This window comes from Streptomyces sp. NPDC001507 (assembly GCF_042894765.1).
Lineage (GTDB): Bacteria > Actinomycetota > Actinomycetes > Streptomycetales > Streptomycetaceae > Streptomyces.
Genome location: NZ_JBIAVV010000009.1, coordinates 325,025 through 343,280, shown reverse-complemented (window position 1 = coordinate 343,280; position 18,256 = coordinate 325,025). Strand labels below are relative to the sequence as shown.

Annotated in this window: 18 protein-coding genes and 2 pseudogenes; 5 read left to right on the top strand and 15 right to left on the bottom strand. The window is 73.3% G+C overall.

All coding sequences use genetic code 11. The annotated features are described in order from the left end of the window. Positions 1-68 precede the first annotated feature (68 nt). Together ACFY0K_RS29125 and ACFY0K_RS29120 are read right to left on the bottom strand one after the other, a co-directional pair. A pseudogene (locus ACFY0K_RS29125) lies at positions 69-255 on the bottom strand (cellulose binding domain-containing protein); the annotation flags it as partial. Positions 256-400: 145 nt separating this feature from the next. Beyond that, positions 401-1,432 (bottom strand): LacI family DNA-binding transcriptional regulator, encoded by a 1,032-nt coding sequence (locus ACFY0K_RS29120; RefSeq protein WP_390642299.1) that lies wholly within the window; start codon positions 1,430-1,432, stop codon positions 401-403. Between the two features lie 140 nt (positions 1,433-1,572). Here ACFY0K_RS29120 and ACFY0K_RS29115 point away from each other — a divergent pair, with 140 nt between their 5' ends. Further along, complete coding sequence (locus ACFY0K_RS29115; RefSeq protein ID WP_390642298.1) at positions 1,573-3,876, top strand: glycoside hydrolase family 3 N-terminal domain-containing protein; 2,304 nt, start codon at positions 1,573-1,575, stop codon at positions 3,874-3,876. A 3-nt stretch (positions 3,877-3,879) separates the two neighbouring features. Here ACFY0K_RS29115 and ACFY0K_RS29110 read toward each other — a convergent pair whose 3' ends face one another. Both ACFY0K_RS29110 and ACFY0K_RS29105 read right to left on the bottom strand, forming a co-directional pair. Continuing rightward, positions 3,880-4,131 carry a DUF397 domain-containing protein gene (locus ACFY0K_RS29110; RefSeq protein ID WP_390642297.1) on the bottom strand — a complete coding sequence of 84 codons (252 nt, stop codon included), beginning with the start codon at positions 4,129-4,131 and terminating at the stop codon, positions 3,880-3,882. After that, positions 4,128-4,692: pseudogene (locus ACFY0K_RS29105) on the bottom strand (Scr1 family TA system antitoxin-like transcriptional regulator). The gene ACFY0K_RS29110 and the pseudogene ACFY0K_RS29105 overlap by 4 nt, the downstream one beginning before the upstream one ends. Positions 4,693-4,866: 174 nt before the next feature. Between ACFY0K_RS29105 and ACFY0K_RS29100 the strand changes: the two are divergent. Continuing rightward, positions 4,867-5,553, top strand: coding sequence for a DUF998 domain-containing protein (locus ACFY0K_RS29100; protein ID WP_390642296.1), 687 nt, complete (start codon positions 4,867-4,869; stop codon positions 5,551-5,553). Further along, positions 5,550-6,221 (top strand): TetR/AcrR family transcriptional regulator, encoded by a 672-nt coding sequence (locus ACFY0K_RS29095; protein ID WP_390642295.1) that lies wholly within the window; start codon positions 5,550-5,552, stop codon positions 6,219-6,221. Before ACFY0K_RS29100 ends, ACFY0K_RS29095 begins: the two co-directional genes overlap by 4 nt. A gap of 104 nt (positions 6,222-6,325) precedes the next feature. On the opposite strand, the gene ACFY0K_RS29090 is transcribed toward ACFY0K_RS29095, so the two are convergent. Genes ACFY0K_RS29090 through tsaB form a run of 4 tightly spaced genes read right to left on the bottom strand, consistent with a single transcriptional unit; the run spans position 6,326 to position 8,871 of the window. Beyond that, on the bottom strand, positions 6,326-6,586 hold the full coding sequence (locus tag ACFY0K_RS29090; RefSeq protein WP_388716516.1) for a hypothetical protein: 261 nt from the start codon (positions 6,584-6,586) through the stop codon (positions 6,326-6,328). Further along, on the bottom strand, positions 6,583-7,677 hold the full coding sequence (gene tsaD, locus ACFY0K_RS29085) for a tRNA (adenosine(37)-N6)-threonylcarbamoyltransferase complex transferase subunit TsaD (protein ID WP_351957615.1): 1,095 nt from the start codon (positions 7,675-7,677) through the stop codon (positions 6,583-6,585). The genes ACFY0K_RS29090 and tsaD overlap by 4 nt, the downstream gene beginning before the upstream one ends. Then, on the bottom strand, positions 7,670-8,197 hold the full coding sequence (gene rimI / locus ACFY0K_RS29080) for a ribosomal protein S18-alanine N-acetyltransferase (RefSeq protein WP_390642415.1): 528 nt from the start codon (positions 8,195-8,197) through the stop codon (positions 7,670-7,672). Before rimI ends, tsaD begins: the two co-directional genes overlap by 8 nt. Before the next feature lie 17 nt (positions 8,198-8,214). After that, positions 8,215-8,871, bottom strand: coding sequence for a tRNA (adenosine(37)-N6)-threonylcarbamoyltransferase complex dimerization subunit type 1 TsaB (tsaB, locus tag ACFY0K_RS29075; protein ID WP_390642294.1), 657 nt, complete (start codon positions 8,869-8,871; stop codon positions 8,215-8,217). 136 nt (positions 8,872-9,007) lie between these two features. Here tsaB and ACFY0K_RS29070 point away from each other — a divergent pair, with 136 nt between their 5' ends. Continuing rightward, positions 9,008-9,571, top strand: a complete 564-nt coding sequence (locus ACFY0K_RS29070) for a hypothetical protein (protein WP_390642293.1) — start codon at positions 9,008-9,010, stop codon at positions 9,569-9,571. Between the two features lie 504 nt (positions 9,572-10,075). On the opposite strand, the gene tsaE is transcribed toward ACFY0K_RS29070, so the two are convergent. From tsaE to ACFY0K_RS29035, 7 genes are all read right to left on the bottom strand, one after another. Beyond that, a complete protein-coding gene (tsaE, locus tag ACFY0K_RS29065) occupies positions 10,076-10,588 on the bottom strand; it encodes a tRNA (adenosine(37)-N6)-threonylcarbamoyltransferase complex ATPase subunit type 1 TsaE (protein WP_390642292.1) in 513 nt (170 codons plus the stop codon). Then, positions 10,554-11,816 carry an alpha/beta fold hydrolase gene (locus ACFY0K_RS29060; RefSeq protein ID WP_390642291.1) on the bottom strand — a complete coding sequence of 421 codons (1,263 nt, stop codon included), beginning with the start codon at positions 11,814-11,816 and terminating at the stop codon, positions 10,554-10,556. Before ACFY0K_RS29060 ends, tsaE begins: the two co-directional genes overlap by 35 nt. Before the next feature lie 135 nt (positions 11,817-11,951). Further along, positions 11,952-13,166, bottom strand: a complete 1,215-nt coding sequence (alr, locus tag ACFY0K_RS29055) for an alanine racemase (RefSeq protein WP_390642290.1) — start codon at positions 13,164-13,166, stop codon at positions 11,952-11,954. Positions 13,167-13,226: 60 nt separating this feature from the next. Then, positions 13,227-14,150 carry a L,D-transpeptidase family protein gene (locus ACFY0K_RS29050; RefSeq protein WP_390642289.1) on the bottom strand — a complete coding sequence of 308 codons (924 nt, stop codon included), beginning with the start codon at positions 14,148-14,150 and terminating at the stop codon, positions 13,227-13,229. A 270-nt stretch (positions 14,151-14,420) separates the two neighbouring features. Beyond that, positions 14,421-15,872: an NAD(P)H-hydrate dehydratase gene (locus tag ACFY0K_RS29045; protein ID WP_390642288.1), complete on the bottom strand. Its 1,452-nt coding sequence runs from the start codon at positions 15,870-15,872 to the stop codon at positions 14,421-14,423. 55 nt (positions 15,873-15,927) lie between these two features. After that, positions 15,928-16,299, bottom strand: coding sequence for a holo-ACP synthase (locus tag ACFY0K_RS29040; protein WP_351957606.1), 372 nt, complete (start codon positions 16,297-16,299; stop codon positions 15,928-15,930). 49 nt (positions 16,300-16,348) lie between these two features. After that, positions 16,349-17,224, bottom strand: coding sequence for an aldo/keto reductase family oxidoreductase (locus tag ACFY0K_RS29035; RefSeq protein WP_390642287.1), 876 nt, complete (start codon positions 17,222-17,224; stop codon positions 16,349-16,351). 93 nt (positions 17,225-17,317) lie between these two features. Here ACFY0K_RS29035 and ACFY0K_RS29030 point away from each other — a divergent pair, with 93 nt between their 5' ends. Then, on the top strand, positions 17,318-18,226 hold the full coding sequence (locus ACFY0K_RS29030; RefSeq protein ID WP_390642286.1) for a LysR family transcriptional regulator: 909 nt from the start codon (positions 17,318-17,320) through the stop codon (positions 18,224-18,226). Positions 18,227-18,256: the final 30 nt, after the last annotated feature.

Below are 18,256 nucleotides of genomic sequence, written 5' to 3'. Positions count from 1 at the left end.
GCGCGAGCACCGCGAAGAGGTTTTCTTCGGAAAATCTCACCCTTCTCACCCATGGTTCAGCCCACGGTTCAGCCCAGGGTGACGGTGGACACCGGATTGCTGCCGCTCCAGGACGCGTTGAACCCGAAGGTGACCGAACTCCCGTCCGTCACCGTCCCGTCGTAGGAGGCGTTGGCGCAGGAGACGGCCGCGCCGGACTGGGTGCAGACGGCGTTCCAGGCCTGGGTGCTCCGGCCCGGCGCCGTACGCCCAGCTCACGTTGGTCACGCTGTAGGCGGCGGTGCAGGCACCGGTCGGCGGTAACCCTCCGAAAGTTTCGGTTGTGCAACCGATTGACTTCGGAGGAGTGTGGAGGCGCCCGCACCACCCGTCAATACGTCAACTTTTTGCCAGGCCCGCCTCACGCGGTCGCGGGCGGCGCCGTGCTCGACCGCACCACCAGGCTCGTCGCCAGTTCCACCCGGGTCGCGGTCGTCGCCTCCTCCACCCGCCCCATCTCAAGCACCAGCCGCGCCGCCGCCTCGGCCATCTCGGTCAGCGGCTGCCGTACGGTCGTCAGCGGCGGCCCCACCCAGCGGGCCAGCGGCAGGTCGTCGAACCCGACGACGCTCACGTCCTCCGGGATGCGCAGCCCCAGCTCACGCGCGGCCTCGTAGAGCCCGAGGGCCTGGAGGTCGTTGCCGGTGAAGATCGCGGTGGGCCGGTCGGGCATGCGCAGCAGCTCCAGGCCGAGCCGGTAGCCGGCGTCGTGGTGGAAGTCGCCGGCCTTGATCAGGGCCGCGTCCACCGGCAGCCCGGCGGTCTCCAGCGCGGCCCGGTAGCCGTCCACCCGGGCCCGGCTGCACATCATCCGGGACGGCCCGCTGATCGCCCCGATGCGCCGGTGCCCCAGCTCGACCAGGTGCCGGGTGGCGGCGAGCCCGCCCTGCCAGTTGGTGGCCCCGATGGACGGCACGTCCGGCCCCGGATCCCCCGCCGGGTCCATCACCACGAACGGGATGGACCGGCTCAGCAGCAGCGCCCGCTGCGACTCGTCGAGCCCCGACAGCACCAGCACCACTCCGTGCGGCCGCCGCGCCGCCACCTGGTCCGCCCAGGTCCGCCCCGGCGTGAGCCGCCCGGCGCTCTCACTCAGCACGACGCTCAGGCCGGCGTCCCGGGCCACGTTCTCCACCCCCCGGATGACCTCCATCGCCCAGGCGCTCTCCAGCTCGTGGAAGACCAGGTCGATCAGCGGCGACCGGGAGGCCTCGGCGCGGCGCCGCCGGTAGCCGTAGGCGCGCAGCAGCTCCTCGACCCGGGTGCGGGTGGCCGGAGCGACGTCGGCGCGCCCGTTGAGGACCTTCGAAACAGTCGGAGCGGACACGCCGGCCTCACGGGCGATTTCGGCGAGCGTCGCCGTCTGCGTTTCTGTGGGCTTCGAAGGCGTCATGCCCGCGATCGTATCCCCGCGCTCCCCCTTGACGAAGACCTTCGCACGCCATAGGTTCCCGGAACATTCGGTGTGTGGTACGAAACATTCGTAGCAGCGTTCGTAGCAGAGAACCCGCAGGAAGCAGAGACGGGAGTTTCATGACCACCGCTCCTTGGCGCGACCCCGCGCTGCCCGCCGCCGCCCGTGTCGACGACCTGCTCACCCGGATGACGCTGGAGGAGAAGACCGCCCAGCTGTACGGCGTGTGGGTGGGTGCCGCCACGGACGGCGACGGGGTCGCCCCGCTGCAACGCGAGATGACCGCCGACTACGACTGGGACGAGCTGATCACCCTCGGCCTCGGCCAGCTGACCCGTTCCTTCGGCACCGCCCCGGTGGACCCGGCGCTGGGCGCGCGAGCACTGGCCCGCGCCCAGCGCCGGATCACCGCGGCCGGCCGCTTCGGCATCCCGGCGATCGCCCACGAGGAGTGCCTGGCCGGCTTCACCGCCTGGCAGGCGACGGCCTACCCGGTCCCGCTCGCCTGGGGCGCGGCCTTCGACCCGCCGCTGGTCGAGGAACTGGGCCGGCGCATCGGCGAGGACCTCCGCTCGGTCGGCGTCCACCAGGGCCTGGCCCCGGTCCTGGACGTGGTCCGCGACCCGCGCTGGGGACGGGTCGAGGAGACGATCGGCGAGGACCCGTACCTGGTCGGCACCATCGGCTCCGCGTACGTCCGGGGCCTGGAGTCGGCCGGCGTGATCGCCACCCTCAAGCACTTCGCCGGGTACGCCTCCTCCGCGGGCGCCCGCAACCTGGCCCCGGTCCGCGCCGGAGTACGGGAGTACGCGGACGTCACCCTCCCCCCGTTCGAGATGGCGCTCCGGGAGGGCGGGGCCCGCTCGGTGATGGCCGCCTACAACGAGACGGACGGCGTCCCGGCCTCCGCCGACTCCCGCCTGCTGACCGAACTCCTGCGCACCGACTGGGACTTCACCGGCACGGTCGTCGCCGACTACTTCGGCATCGGCTTCCTCCAGACCCTGCACCGCGTGGCGGGCACGGAAGCGGAGGCCGCCCACCTCGCCCTCGCCGCCGGCATCGACGTCGAACTCCCGACCCTGAAGTGCTACGGGCGTCCGCTGGTGGCGGCGGTCCGGGAGGGCACCGTCCCGGAGACACTCGTCGACCGGGCGGCCCGCCGGGTCCTGCTCCAGAAGTGCGGGCTGGGGATGCTGGACGAGGACTGGACCCCGGAGATCGAGCAGGACGGCCCGGTCGAGCTCGACTCGACGGCGAACCGCGCGCTGGCCCGCCGCCTGGCCGAGGAGTCGGTGGTCCTCCTCGACAATCCGGACGGCGCGCTCCCCCTCGCCCCCGACACCCGCATCGCCGTGGTCGGCCCCCGAGCCGCCGACGCCCTCGCCATGCTCGGCTGCTACTCCTTCCCGTCCCACGTCCTGACCCACCACCCCGAGGCCGACCTGGGCATCGCCATCCCTACGGTCCTTGAGTCGTTGCGCGCCGAACTCCCGGACGCGAAGGTGACGTTCGCCGAGGGCTGCGACGTCTCCGACCCCGGCACCGCGGGCTTCGAGGAGGCGGTGGCCCGTGCCGCGGAGGCGGACGTGTGCGTGGCGGTACTGGGCGACCGGGCAGGCCTGTTCGGCCGTGGGACATCGGGCGAGGGCTGCGACGTCACGGACCTCGGCCTGCCCGGGGTTCAGGCCGACCTGCTGGACGCGCTGCTCACGACGGGCGTCCCGGTGGTCCTCGTCCTCCTCACCGGCCGCCCGTACGCACTGGGCCGCTGGCACGGCCGGCTCGGCGCGGTGGTGCAGGCGTTCTTCCCCGGCGAGGAGGGCGGTCCTGCGGTGGCTGGAGTGCTGTCGGGCCGCGTCAACCCGTCGGGCCGCCTCCCGGTCAGCGTCCCGCGCGTGCCGGGCGGCCAGCCCTGGACCTACCTCCAGCCCCCGCTGGGCCTCGCGGGCGAGGTCAGCAACCTGGACCCGACCCCGCAGTACGCCTTCGGGCACGGCCGCTCGTACACGGCGTTCGCGTGGGACCTCGTCTCACCGGACACGGCCGAGATCGGCACGGACGGCTCGTACGGCGTGACCGTGGCCGTCCGCAACACCGGCGACCGCGCGGGCACCGAGGTCGTCCAGCTCTACCTCCACGACCCGGTGGCCTCGGTGACCCGCCCGGACGTCCGTCTCATCGGCTACCGGCGCGTGGACCTGGCCCCTGGCGAGTCGCGGAGGGTGACCTTCCACTTCCACGCGGACCTCTCGGCGTTCACGGACCGGGAGGGGGCGCGGGTGGTGGAGCCGGGCGCCCTGGAACTGCGGGCGGCGGCGTCGAGCACGGAGGTACGGGCGGTGACCCGCCTCCAACTGACCGGCCCGGTGCGCCGGTTGGGCCCGGACCGGGTCCTGCGCTGCGAGACGGCGGTGGACTGACCGTCAGACCGCGTCCGCCGCGTGCGCCACGAAGGGAGCCCAGGCGACGGGGGTGAGGGCGAGGTGGGGGCGGGCGCGGTCTTTGGAGTCACGGATGTGGATGGTGGTGGGGGTGGCGGCTACTTCTGTGCAGCTATCGCCCTGGTCGGTACTGTGGGTGGATTTGCGCCAGGCCAGAGCGACTTCGACGCAGTTGTCGCCCTGGTCGCTGCTGTAGCTGGACTTGAACCACGCCAGTTCGGGGGTGCCGCTCATAGCTCTCCTCTGATGCGCTCCAGCAGGCTCACAGAGTCCCAGGGGCTGAGAGCCTGTGCGCGGAGTGTCGCATAACGACGGTGGAGGATGGCCGCCTCTTTCGGGTCAGCGATCAATTGTCCCGTCTGCTGCCCCTCCGAGTAGGCGAGACGCCTCCCGTCCGCCGTCTCCAGCAAGGCGAGCGGGCCGCCCAAGCCCGCATGCACCTCGCTTTCCATTGCCGAACACCACTCGCACGTACGGCTCGCACTGCAACAGCCCCGGAACCAAACGGCATTCATAGGTGGCCAGGCTCGCCGCCTCCTGCTCCAGCGCGGCCCACTTCCGGAACCACACCGCGAACCCCGGCTGCCGCGCCACCCTCCCGAACGCCTTCCGCAAGGCGCCCGTGTTCCCCAGCACCCCCTCCGCCGCGTCCATGAAACTCTGGTCCGCCAGCCTCCTCCCGAGCTCGATCGAAGCCACCGAGTGCTTGGACATGTGGACCCTCGCCCCGAACTCCTCCCGGCTCAGCCCCGCATGCTCCCGCAGCCCCTGCACGAACGCCCCGAAGGTCTTCATGCTGTCCGACGACTCGGGCTCACCGTTCACCTCAACGCCACCACTCACGCACTCAGCGTGACGGTCGTCGACGCCCGCGCGCAGCCGTATCGCGTAAGCGGATAAAAATATCCGGTTAGTGTTACCGTGGCTGCGCAGCCGTCGTCCGACGACATGAGGACATGAGGAGTGCCGATGTCGCGCAGCAAGTGGCTCCCGGTGGGAGCCGCCGTCCTGATCGTGAACGCGTTGCAGTGGGTGATCGCCGAGGGCGCCACCGCGGCGGCCTGGAACGATCCGCCCTACAGCTACGCCCGGAACTACATCAGCGACCTCGGCGTGCCCGACTGCGGTGCGAACTTCCAGGGGCGCGACATCTGCTCGCCGTCGCACACGCTGATGAACACGTCGTTCGCGCTCCAGGGAATCCTGTTCGCGGCCGGGGTGCTGCTGGTGGCGCTGCCGCTCGTCGAGGGACGGGCGCGGCGCGTCGTGACGTCGCTGGCGGTCGCGCACGCCGTCGGATTCGTGATGGTCGCCCTTTTCCACGGCTCCTCGGAGGGGGCGGACTACAGCCTGGTCCTCCATGTCGTGGGCGCCGGGATCGGCATCCTGTGCGCGAACACGCTGGCGATCACGGCGGGGGCGTCGCGGAGCCTGGGGCGGCGCCTCGGGCTGCCGAAGCCGTACCGCGTCTTCAGTGTCGCGGTCGGATCCCTCGGCCTGCTGAGCGAGCTCCTCACGGGCGTCTCCACGAGCGCGGCCGGTGCGTTCGAGCGGGGCGGGGTCTACTCCTGGCTGCTGTGGAGCGTCGTGACGGGTGGGCTGGTCCTGGCCAGGCAGTTCCGCTCGTCGGCCGTGGTGGAGAATGTCTTGGCGTGACCCCGGATACGACGCAACGCCCGCTCCGCGCGGACGCCGAACGGAACCGTCGGCTGATCATGGAGACGGCCGAGCGCATGTTCGCCGAGCGGGGAGCCGTCGCCACCCTCAACGAGATCGCGCACGAGGCGGGCGTCGGGGTCGGCACGGTCTACCGCCGCTTCCCGGACCTGCAGACGCTGGTGGACGCCCTGTTCACGGAGCGGTTCACCACGTTCCTGGAGGTCGCGGCGGCGGCCGCGGAGCAGCCGGATCCGGGGCGGGCGCTGCGCCACTACCTGCTGGAGGCGGCGCGACGGCGGGCGCAGGACAGGGCGCTGGAGGTCATCCTCGCCCACGCGGACGTCGCGGCCGAGCCGATCGCCCGGATGCGCGACGACCTGGGGCGCCATGTCGACGGCCTGGCGGAGCGGGCCGTGGCGGCCGGCGCCGTCCGCGAGGACTTCGCCTCCGCCGACGTGTACGCGTTCCTCCTCATGATCGGCACGGTCGCCGACCGCACCGAGGACGTCGCACCCGACGCCTGGCGCCGCTACGCGGAGCTGCTGCTGACCGGCTTCGGCCTGGCGCAGGACCCGGGCCCGAAGGATTCGGCGCCGCGCCCGCCTGTGATGACCGACGCCCAGGCACTCCAGATCTGGCCGAAGCGGACGGCCTCCGAGAGCTGAGCGCTCCGCCGGAAGTGCCGCGACGCGTCGCCGTTCGGCCCCGGCGCCGTCGTGGCCGGCCGCGCCGGCCTCCGCCCTGGGGTACCAGTGACCCTTCGGGGCGCTCAGTCCGCCGCCACCGACTCGAACCGCCACCGGTGCACCGGGCGGCTCACCAACTCCTCCGGCGGGGTGGCAAGTTCGGGCAGGCCCGGGTCGTCGTACGACGAATCCCACCAGGTGATCACCAGCACCCGGTCCTGCGGTGCCCGGAAGGTCTCGCGGCGCAACGGGGGCGCGGGGAGCACCTGTTGGCCCGCCCAGGCCAGCAACTCCGCGCCCCGGCCCGGTACCGCCCGCGCCTCCCACATCAACGCGACCGTCACGAGTAGAGGTTCTCCTTGCTGACCTCGTGCACGTGGTCGTGGTGGTGGCTGCCGGGGACGTGCGGGTCGGTCACCGGCAGGGAGCTGTCCGCCGAGAGGTCCCAGCCGGACGGGGTCCGGTTGCGGGCGACCATCTCCGCGCCGAGCGCGGCCACCATCGCGCCGTTGTCCGTGCACAGCTTCATCCGCGGCACCCGGAGCCGGATGCCGGCCGCCTCGCAGCGCTCCTGGGCGAGGGCGCGGAGGCGGGAGTTGGCGGCGACCCCGCCGCCGATCATCAGGTGGTCGACGCCCTCGTCGCGGCAGGCGCGGACGGCCTTGCGGGTCAGGACGTCGACGACCGCCTCCTGGAAGGAGGCGGACACGTCGCGGACCGGGACCTCCTCGCCCGCCGCCCGCTTGGCCTCGATCCAGCGGGCCACCGCCGTCTTGAGACCGGAGAAGGAGAAGTCGTACGCCGGGTCGCGGGGGCCGGTGAGGCCGCGCGGGAAGGCGATCGCCGCGGGGTCGCCCTCCTTCGCGTACCGGTCGATGACCGGGCCGCCCGGGAACCCCAGGTTCAGCACGCGCGCGATCTTGTCGAAGGCCTCGCCGGCCGCGTCGTCGATGGTCGCGCCGAGCGGCCGCACGTCGGAGGTGATGTCCGAGGACAGCAGGAGCGAGGAGTGGCCGCCGGAGACCAGCAGGGCCATCGTCGGCTCCGGGAGCGGACCGTGTTCCAGCTGGTCGACGCAGATGTGGGAGGCGAGGTGGTTCACGCCGTAGAGCGGCTTGCCGAGCGCGTACGCGTACGCCTTCGCCGCCGAGACGCCGACCAGCAGCGCCCCTGCCAGGCCGGGGCCCGCCGTGACCGCGACGCCGTCGAGGTCCTTCGCGCTCACCCCCGCGTCCTTCAGGGCCCGTTCGATGGTCGGGACCATCGCCTCAAGGTGCGCCCTGGACGCCACCTCGGGGACGACCCCGCCGAAGCGCGCGTGCTCGTCGACGGAGGAGGCGACGGCGTCGGCGAGCAGGGTGGTGCCCCGGACGATGCCGACGCCGGTCTCGTCGCAGGAGGTCTCGATCCCCAGCACCAGGGGTTCGTCAGCCATTGATCTCGGTTCCTTGTTCTGAGGTGGGCCCGGTGGCGGAGCCACTGCCGGGCTGCCCGGTCGTCAGGCGCATCACCAGGGCGTCCACGTTCCCCGGCTGGTAGTAGCCGCGTCTGAACCCGATGGGCTCGAAGCCGAACCGCTCGTAGAGCTTCTGGGCGCGGATGTTGTCGACCCGGCACTCCAGCATGACCTCGGCGCACTCGAAGGCGGTCGCGGCCCGCAGCAGTTCGGTGAGCAGCTCCGCGCCGAGCCCGGTGCCCCACTGGTCACGGCGTACGGCGATGGTCTGGATGTCGCCGACCGCGGCGGAGCCGCCGTCGTCGGACGTGGCGCCCTGGGCGGCGAGCCCCCCGTACCCGACGATCCGGTCGCCCTCCGTGGCCACCACGTACCGCCGGGTCGCCGCGGGTCCCCTGGCATGCGCCAGTTCGGACCAGAACATCCCCCGCGACCAGGCGTCCTCGGGGAACAGGTCCTTCTCCAGCTCCAGGACCGGGTCGATGTCCCACCAGCGCATCTCGCGCAGCTGTGCGGTCACTTCGGGGTGACCACCTTGTAGTTCTTGGGCACCTGGGCGTCCGGCCGGCGCAGGTACAGCGGCCGGGGCGCGGGCAGTTCCTCGCCGGCGGCCAGCTTCACGACGGCCAGCGACGCCAGGGCCGCGGCGGAGACGTGCTCGGGTTCGTGGACGACCGGGAAGGTGTCGGGGTACAGCAGCGCCCCGGCGCCGACGGCGGGCAACCCCGCGACCTGCTCGGCGATGTCGCCCGGCCGGTCCACGGCGGGCTCCGTGCGCCGGGTGCGCGAGTCCTCGTACACCGCCCAGTAGACCTCTTTGCGGCGGGCGTCGGTCGCGACGACGAACGGGCCCTTCTCGATGTCGGCCGCGTAGGCGAGCCCGTCGAGCGTGCACAGGCCGTGGACGGGCACGCCGAGCGCGAGCCCGAAGGTGTCCGCGGTCATCAGACCGACCCGCAGGCCGGTGTAGGGGCCGGGACCGATGCCGGTGACGATCTCGGTGACGGCTTCCAGCTTGACCCCGGCCTCGGCGAGGACTCGGTCGACGGCCGGCAGCAGCAGCTCGCCGTGCCGGCGCGCGTCCACCTGGCTGGACGAGGCGATGACGGCCGTACCGTCGTGCAGGGCGACGGTGACGGCGGGGGTGGCGGTATCCAGAGCGAGCAAGAGCACGCGAACAGCCTACGGCTCCGGCGCCGCGAGCACGCCCGGCCGGGTCGGGCGGTCACTGACTGCTACGGTCTGTACGAAGTACGACATATACGGCGAGGCTCCCCGTGAGGCTCTACGGCAGGCAGAGGTGGCGCACGTGGCAGGGACCAGCTCGGGAGTCGTGGCAGGCCTCACCGCGGCGGCCCTCGGAGCGGTCGGTTTCCTCGCCTACCAGGCCTCGGCCACCGTCCCGCCCGGCCTCGGCGGCCGGTCGTCGGCGAGCCCCGCGCCCGGCGCGCCCGCCGCCAAGGCGCCCCGGGACCACCGTCATCCCACCGCCCTGCCGAACACGTCCGGGACGGGTGAACGGGTGGTGTACTCGGTGGACGACGACCGGGTCTGGCTCGTCAACGAGCGGGGCCGCGTCGAGCGCACCTTCAAGGTGAGCCCCGGCACCATCGACCCGCCGCTCGGCGCCTACTGGGTGACGTCCCGCTCGAAGGCCGTCACCGGCACCGACGGTCTCCCCATCGAGCACGTGGTCCGCTTCACCACCACGAAGGACGGCTCCGCCATCGGCTTCAGCGCGGTCACCGCCCAGCGCGCCGCCGCACCTCCCGACCCCACGGTCAAGACGGGCGGCATCCGCGAGACCCGCGCGGACGGCAACGCGATGTGGAACTTCGCGACGATCGGCGTGAAGGTGGTCGTGATCCGCTGACGCGCCCCGGCCGGCGGCGCACCGCCGATCCGCTGAAGCGCCCCGGCTCGGCGGCGCAGCCGCCGCTGGGGGGCGCGAGGCTGTATGTGATGTGCGGCTCCGCCGCGTGGGCGCGCCCAGCCCCCACCGGCCCGCACGGAGCCGCCGGCCGAACCCGACTACGCGCTCCGCGGGAGGTCCAGCGTTCCGCCGGCTGCCACGCCGTCGTGGCTGGTCGCGCAGTTCCCCGCGCCCCTTCGGGGCGCTGCCGGCGTTCTCGGCGGCCGGGACACCGCGGCAGCGCACGCGCAGGCCGCCAGCAGCTCACGCATGGAGACCCCGGGAACCACGGCGGCCACGGCAGGTCGCCGCTCCTCGGACTGGGACACGGACACGGGCGCCTCCTGAGGTGCGGGGGCGGGCATAGTTAGGTAGACCTAACTACAGGCTGGGTACCATGTGACCACGCCCGATACGCCCGGCGCAACACTTTGCCGACGCCTTGTCGGAACGTTCACACGGCGCTCAGGCCGACAGCACCCCGAGGTCCACCCCGTCCCACCGCTCCCCCAGCCCCGCCAGGGTCACGTGCCGAACCTCGTCGGTGGTCTCGCCGACCGCCCGGTGGATGCCGACCACGAGCCGGTCGTCGGTCAGCTCCTCGACCTTGCCCTCGCCCCACTCCACGACGACCACGGACTCGGGCAGCGAGACGTCGAGGTCGAGGTCCTCCATCTCGTCGAGCCCGCCGCCCAGGCGGTACGCGTCCACGTGGACGAGCGGCGGACCGTCCCCCAGGGACGGATGCACGCGGGCGATGACGAACGTCGGCGACGTGACGGCCCCGCGTACCCCGAGCCCCTCGCCCAGTCCCCGCGTCAGCGTCGTCTTGCCGGCGCCGAGCTCCCCGCTGAGCATCACGAGGTCACCGGCGCGCAGCAACTTCGCCAGTCGGCGGCCCAGCTCCCCCATCTGCTCGGGGGAGGTGACGATCAACTCGGTCTCAGCCTGGCTGTGCCGTGCTGCTGGTGCTTCCATAGCCACTTACGGTAGCCCCTGCCGGCACGGCACCCGCGCGGGTGAGCAGGTCGGCGAGGCGGTCGGTGACCACTTCCGGGTGTTCCAGCATGACCAGGTGCCCGGCGTCCGCGACGAGCACCAGTTCGGCGTCGGGCAACAGGTCGGCGATGACCTCGCTGTGCTCGCTGGGCGTGACGAGGTCCTGCACCCCGGCCAGCACCAGCACCGGCAGGTTCTGGAAGTAGGCGAGGGCCGCGGTCTTGTCGTGGTCGGTGAAGGCCGGGTAGAACTCGGCGACCACGTCGATCGGCGTCGACTCGATCATCCGCTCCGCGAACCGCTCCACCGCCGGGTCGACGTCCTTGGACGCGAACGAGTACCGCTTGATGATCCCGGCGAAGAGATCCGCGGTGACCCGCCGCCCCTTCTCCACCAGCGCGGCCTGCGTGCCCAGCGCCTTCAGCACCCCGGGCAGCACCCGGCGCACCACGTTGACGCCGGCGACCGGCAGCCCGAAGTTGACCTCGCCGAGCCGCCCGGACGAGGTACCGACGAAGGCGGTGGCGACCACCCGCTCCCGGATCAGGTCGGGGTACTGCGCGGCCAGCGCCATCACCGTCATGCCGCCCATGGAGTGCCCGACCAGCACGATCGGCCCCTCCGGCACGGCCGCGTCCAGGACGGCCTTCAGGTCCCGGCCCAGCTGGTCGATGGTGAGCTCCACCCCGTCCTCGTGCTGGGCGACGCCCCGCCCGGAGCGGCCGTGGCTGCGCTGGTCCCAGTGCACGGTGCGCACGACGCCGCGCAGGGCCGCCCGCTGGAAGTGCCAGGAGTCCTGGTTGAGGCAGTAGCCGTGGCTGAAGACGACGGTGACGGGCGCGGGCGCCTTGCGGCCGAAGAGGCGGCGGCGGCGCGGCGAGACGGCGGGGCCGGGGTCGGGGACCACCTCGTCGACCTCGTAGTACAGCTCGGTGCCGTCGTCGGCGTACGCCTTGCCGGGGATGCCGCGCAGGGTGCCGTACGGGCCCGCCGAGTCCAGAGCGAGGCGGGCCTTGCGGCGCATCCCGCGGCCGACGGTCATCCGTTCCACGGCGACACCGGCGGCCGCCCCGGCGGCGAGCACTCCTATGGCTGCGCCGGCGACGCCCGTCACCTTGCGCCAGCTGCCGGAGGCCGCCCCCGTGGCCGAGGCGACGACGGCCGCCGCGGCGGCTTCCGCTACGGCCTCCGCACTGCTCTCGCTCACGTACCGCTCCTCTTCGCCGTACTGCAGTTCGCTGCCTAGCTGACACGGGTGATGCTGACGCGACGCATGTTGCCGTTGTTGCTGTTGCTGTTGATACAGGTGTAACCGGGTCGTGCCGCCGCCGAACCCCTGGGGTCAGGCGCCGTCCCCTGGTTCTTGCCCATTCGGTTCCCCGTTCACATAGACGCGGGGTACCCGGGTTCCGATGCGCGTGACGATTTCGTATGCGATCGTGCCCGCGGCCTGGGCCCAGTCCTCGGCGGTGGGCTCGCCCCGGTCGCCCGGACCGAACAGCACCGCCTCCGCGCCGACTTCGGGCTCGTCGCCGCCGAGGTCCACGACGAACTGGTCCATGGCGATGCGCCCGGCGGCCGTCCGCCACTTGCCGCCGACCAGCACGGGCCCGGCGCCGGAGGCGTGCCGCGGGATACCGTCCGCGTAGCCGACGGGGACGAGTCCGAGAGTGGTCTCGCCGGGCGTGACGTAGTGGTGCCCGTAGCTGACCCCGTGCCCGCCCGGTACGTGCTTCACGAGGGCGAGCGAGGCGGACAGCGTCATCACGGGGCGCAGCCCGAAGTCGGCCGCGCTGCCCAGCTCGGGGCTGGGCGAGAGGCCGTAGAGCGCGATGCCCGTACGGATCAGGTCGAAGTGGGTCTCGGGGAGGGTGAGGGTGGCCGGCGAGTTGGCGATGTGCCGCACCTCGGGACGCACGCCCTGCCCCTCGGCGTACCCGAGGAGCTCGCGGAAGAGGGTGAGCTGGGCGGCGATGGAGGGGTGGCCGGGCTCGTCGGCGCAGGCGAAGTGCGACCACAGTCCGGTGATCCGGAGAAGTCCCGCGGCCTCGGCGCGCAGCGCCTCGCGGACCAGCTCGGGCCAGTCGGCGGGCTGGCAGCCGTTGCGCCCGAGCCCGGTGTCGGCCTTGAGCTGCACGCGGGCCGGGCGTCCTGCCGCCCGCGCCGCCTCGGTCACCTCGCGCAGGGCCCACATGCCGCTCACCGACACGTCGAGGTCGGCCTCGACCGCCTCCCGCCAGGGCCCGCCCGGCGTCCACAGCCAGCACATGATCCGCACGTCCGCGGGCAGCCCGGGGTCCGCGCGCAGCGCCAGGGCCTCCTCCGGGGTGGCCGTGCCCAGCCAGCTCGCGCCCGCCTCGACGGCCGCGCGGGCGCACCGCACGGCCCCGTGGCCGTACGCGTCGGACTTCACCACGGCCATCAGGGCCGCGCCCGGCGCGAGGGCACGCAGGGTCCGCGCATTGGCCCGCAGGGCGGCCAGGTCGATCTCGGCGCGGGCGCGCAGGGGCGCGGTCGGTGCGGTCTGCGCAGTCTGCGCCGTCGGTGTCTCACTCATCGCGCCCCCAGTGTCTCAGAGGCCTCCGACAGCCCTCAGGCACAGCCCCGGGTACCGGACTCAGGTACCCGTACGGTGGCCCCACACGTACACCTTGTCGCCCTTCTTCAGCACGCTCCACAGTTTCTTCGCGTCGCCGAGCTTGAGGTTCACGCAGCCCCAGGAGCCGACGGTGGTGTAGATGGAGCCGTACACGGCGTGGAAGGCCTGGCCGCCGTCGAAGAACTGGGCGTAGGGCATGGGCGAGTTGTACAGCGTCGACCAGTGGTTCTTGTGCCGCCAGTAGACGGTGTGCCACCCGGCCCGGGTCGCGTACCCCTTCCGCCCGCTGCGCATCTGCACCGGCCCGTAGACCACCTTGCTGCCCTTCTGCACCCAGGTGACCTGCCGGTTGAGGTCCACGCAGGCGACCCGGTACGACTTCACGGGGCAGTTCCCGGCGGCGTTCGGGCTCTTCTTCGCCGACAGCAGCATCATCTGGTACCAGGTCACGGGCCCGGCGAACCCGATCGCCGGCTTGATCTTGTACTTCTTCTGGAACTTCTGGATGGCCTTGCAGTCGGCGGCGGACTGCTTGCCGTCCGCCTTCAGCTTCAGCCACTGCTCGATCTGCTTCTGATACGGCCCGGTCAGCTTGGAGCAGCTCACCTTGGAGACGGCGTCGCTGAGCGGCACGTACTCGATGAGGTCGTACGTCCCGGGCGCCGCCGCCTTCGGCTCGACGGCGTCCTCCTTGGCGGTGGGCGTGTAGACCCTGGGCGCCAGCATCTGGTCGGGGGTGTCGATCTGCCAGGGCTGCGCGGGACCCGGCGCGACCCCCGGCACCAGCTCCGACTCGGGGACGGCGGCGCCCGGTTCGGGGGCGGCGCCGTCCGCGGCCCCGGTCCCGGCACCGAGGCAGAGCACAGCCACGGCGACCACGAGAACCCCTGCGACCTCCCGCACCAGGCCACACCGATAACGCGCGATTCGTCCATAAATCATGCGATCAGACAACCCCGCGCGGCCCGGAATTCCGGGAAGCCGCGCGGCGAGGTCACCCAGGGGGCGCAGGGAACTGCGCGCCGAGTCACCGGGGCGCAGAGCAGCGCCCCGTAAGGGGCGCGGGGAACTGCGCGCCGGGTCACCGGGGGGGCAGGGCAGCGCCCCGTAAGGGGCGCGGGGAACTGCGCGCCCAGCCACGACGGCGCCGCACCCGACCGTCCGGCGCCGGCCGGGGTCCGGGGCGGAGCCCCGCGACGGTGCCGCTCTGTCCTACCGAGTCGGGTGGGCGGGTGGGAAAACGCCCCGCCACGCCGCCGGCAACTCGTCCGCGACGGCGTGCGCCACCGTCGGCGCCCCCTCCGCCGCGAACCGCCCCGCGAGCCCGTGCAGATACGCCGCCACACTCCCGGCGTCCCTCCCCGAAAGCCCCGCCGCCAGCAACGACCCCGCCAGCCCCGACAGCACGTCCCCGCTCCCGGCGGTGGCGAGCCAGGGCGTCCCCGTCGCGTTCACCCGGACGGCGGACCCGCCCCCCGCCGCCACCAGCGTCGTCGACCCCTTCAGCAGCACCGTCGCCCGGTACGCCGCCGCCAGCTCCCGCACCGCCGCCAGCCGGCCGGCCTCGACCTCCTCGCGCCGTACCCCCAGCAGGGCCGCCGCCTCCCCGGCATGCGGCGTCATCAGGGTCGGCGCCGTTCGGCCGCGCACCGCCTCCCGGTCGGCGAGCCGCAGCCCGTCCGCGTCGACCAGCACCGGCACGTCCGCCGCCAACACCTCGGCGACGGCGTCGGCGTCGTCCCCGACCCCCGGCCCGGCCACCCACGCCTGCACCCGCCCGGCCTTCCGCGGTCCCCCGTCCGACACCAGCGTCTCGGGAAAGCGGGCCAGCACCTCGTCCTTGGCCGGCCCGACGTACCGTACGGCCCCGGCGCCGCCCCGCAGCGCCCCCGCGACCGCGAGCACCGCGGCCCCCGGATACCGCGCCGACCCGGCCACGATGCCCACCACCCCGCGCCGGTACTTGTCACTCTCCGCCGACGGCACCGGCAGCAGCCGCGCCACGTCCACGTCCTGCAACGCCTCCAGCTCGGCCTCCTCGGGCAGTTCGAGCCCGATGTCGACCAGCCGCACCGAACCGGCGTACTCCCGCGCCGGATCGATCAGCAGCCCCGGCTTGTGCGTCCCGAAGGTCACGGTCAGGTCCGCCCGTACGGCCGCCGCCCCGCGCACCTCGCCGGTGTCCGCCTCCACCCCGCTCGGCAGGTCCACGGCGACGACGGCGGCCCGGGACCGCTCCACGACCGCCACCAGTGCGGCCGCATCGGGCCGCAGCCCGCCCTTCCCGCCGATCCCCACGATCCCGTCGACGACGAGATCGGCCCGCAGGACCAACTCCTCGGCGCCGCCGTCCCGCACGACGGTCCCTCCGGCCCTGCGCAGTGCCGCAAGACCGCCCTCGTGCGTGCGCTCCGGCGCGAGCAGCACGGCCGCGACCCCCGCCCCCCGGCGGGCCAGCCGCGCTCCGGCGTACAGGGCGTCCCCGCCGTTGTCCCCGCTGCCGACCAGCAGGACCACCCGGCTGCCGTACACCCGTCCGAGCAAGTCGGCGCAGGCGGCGGCCAGCCCGGCGGCGGCCCGCTGCATCAGCGCCCCTTCCGGCAGCCGCGCCATCAGCTCCCGCTCGGCCGCCCGTACCGTCTCCACGCTGTAAGCAGTCCGCATGCCCCGAGTCTGCCCCGGAACCGGCGGGACGCGCATCCGCCCCGCCCCGCCCGGGTCACCCCTCGGCGATCACCACCGCCGACGCCACCCCGGCGTCGTGACTGAGCGACACATGCCACGACCGCACGCCCAGTTCCGCCGCGCAGGCGGCCACGCTGCCCTGCACCTGCAGCCGCGGCCGCCCGTTGTCCTCGACGACGACCTCCACGTCCGTCCAGAGCAGCCCCGGCGGTGCGCCGAGCGCCTTGGCCAGCGCCTCCTTGGCCGCGAAACGCGCCGCGAGCGAGGCGACACCGCGCCGCTCCCCGCTCGGCAGATACAGCTCCCGCTCGACGAACAGCCGCCCGGCCAGCCCGGGAGTCCGTTCCAGCGACTCCCGGAACCGGTCGATCTCGGCGACGTCGATGCCTACCCCGATGATGCTCACCAGAGCACCTTACGGCCCGTCAGGCGAGCGGAGGCCGGGCCGCGTCCCGCTAGCGGCCGATCTTGTCCAGCTCGGCGAGATCCTCGTCGGAGAGCGCGAGTCCCGCGCCGGCGACGTTCTCCCGCAGGTGCGCCGCCGACGAAGTGCCGGGAATGAGCAGGATGTTCGGCGACCGCCGCAGCAGCCAGGCAAGGGCGACCGACATCGGCGTCGCGTCCAGCCGGGCGGCCACGGCGGACAGTGCCGTGGACTGCAGCGGGGTGAAACCGCCGAGCGGGAAGAAGGGCACGTAGGCGATGCCCTCGGCGGCGAGGTCGTCGATCAGCTCGTCGTCCTGGCGGTGGGCGAGGTTGTACATGTTCTGCACGCACACGACCGGCGCGATCGTCCGCGCCTCGGCGACCTGTTCCGGCGTCGCGTTGCTCACTCCGAGGTGCCGGACCAGGCCTTGCCGGCGGAGTTCGGCGAGTGCTTCGAAGGGCTCGGCGAGCGAACCGGGCTGGAACCCCTGGGCGTCGCCGAGCCGGAGGTTGACCACGTCGAGGGAGTCGAGGCCGAGGTCGTCGAGGTTCTCCTGGACGGCGCGGCGCAGGTCCTCGGGCCGCCGCGCGGGAATCCAGCCGCCCTCCCGGTCGCGGACCGCGCCGACCTTGGTCACGATGTGCAGCGACGCGGGGTACGGGTGCAGGGCCGCACGGATCAGCCGGTTGGTGACGCGCGGTCCGTACGCCCCTGCGGTGTCGATGTGGGTGATCCCGAGGGCGACGGCCTCGCGCAGGACGGCGAGCGCGCCGTCAGGGTCGGCGGGCGGGCCCATGACCCCGGGGCCGGCGAGCTGCATGGCGCCGTAGCCGACACGGGTGACGGTCAGATCGCCCAGGGCCCAGGTGCCGCCGGGCAGCGATGCGGAGGGTGTGTTGTCCATGCCGTCGATGGTCACTCGCGGACCCGCCGCGCATCCAATACCGGCTCAGTGCCCTGTCATACCCGTCGGGTATCACCGACGTACGCTGTGACCATGGACACCACGGACGCCACGGACGCCACGGACGCCACGGACGCCACGGCCACGTTGGAGACCCGTGAGCTGAGGTACTTCCTGGCCGTCGCCGAGGAGCTGCACTTCGGCCGCGCCGCCGAGCGCCTCGGCATCGCGCAGCCGCCGCTGTCCCGGGCGATCCAGCAGCTGGAACGGCGTCTCGGCGTCCGCCTGCTGGACCGCGACCGCCGCGGCGTCTCCCTGACCGGCGCCGGAGAGGTGCTGCTGCACGAGGGCCGCGCGGCCCTCGACGCGACCACCGCGGCAGTCCGCCGCACCCGTCGTGCCGGTGGTGCCGGCGGTCCGGGCGGTCCCCGCGAGCGCCTGGTGCTGGCGGTGAAGGCCGGCTCGTCCCACGAGCTGCTGCACAAGCTCCTCGACGCCTACGCCGCCGAGCCCGGCGCCGCCGAGATCGAGGTACTGCCCACGGGCCTGTGCGAGCAGGAAGGGATGCTGCGCGACGGCCGCGCCGACGTGGCGCTCATGCACGCTCCGTTCAACTCCCTCGCCGGGTTCGACAGCGAGGAGCTGACGACCGAGGGGCAGATCGCCGTCCTGCCCGCCGGTCACCCCCTCGCCGCGCACCGGACGCTGTCCCTGGCCGACGTCGTCGACGTCCCCGGCCTGCCGCTCGCCCGCTGGCCCCGTCACGGCACGTACCCGCCCGGCCCGGGCCCCGAGATCCACGACCAGACCCAGCTGGCGCAGCTGATCGCCCTCGGGCGCACCGTGACCGTCCTGCCCGACTCGGCCCGCGCCTGGCTGTGGGCCGAGCACGCCGCCGTCCCGCTGACCGACGCGCCTCCCGTGGTCACCCACATCGCCTGGCCCGCACACAGCCGATCCCTCGCCATCGCCGCCCTGGTCCGCACGGCCACCCGGCTCTGACCCCTCACCGGGCCCGTCACTCCCGCCGGG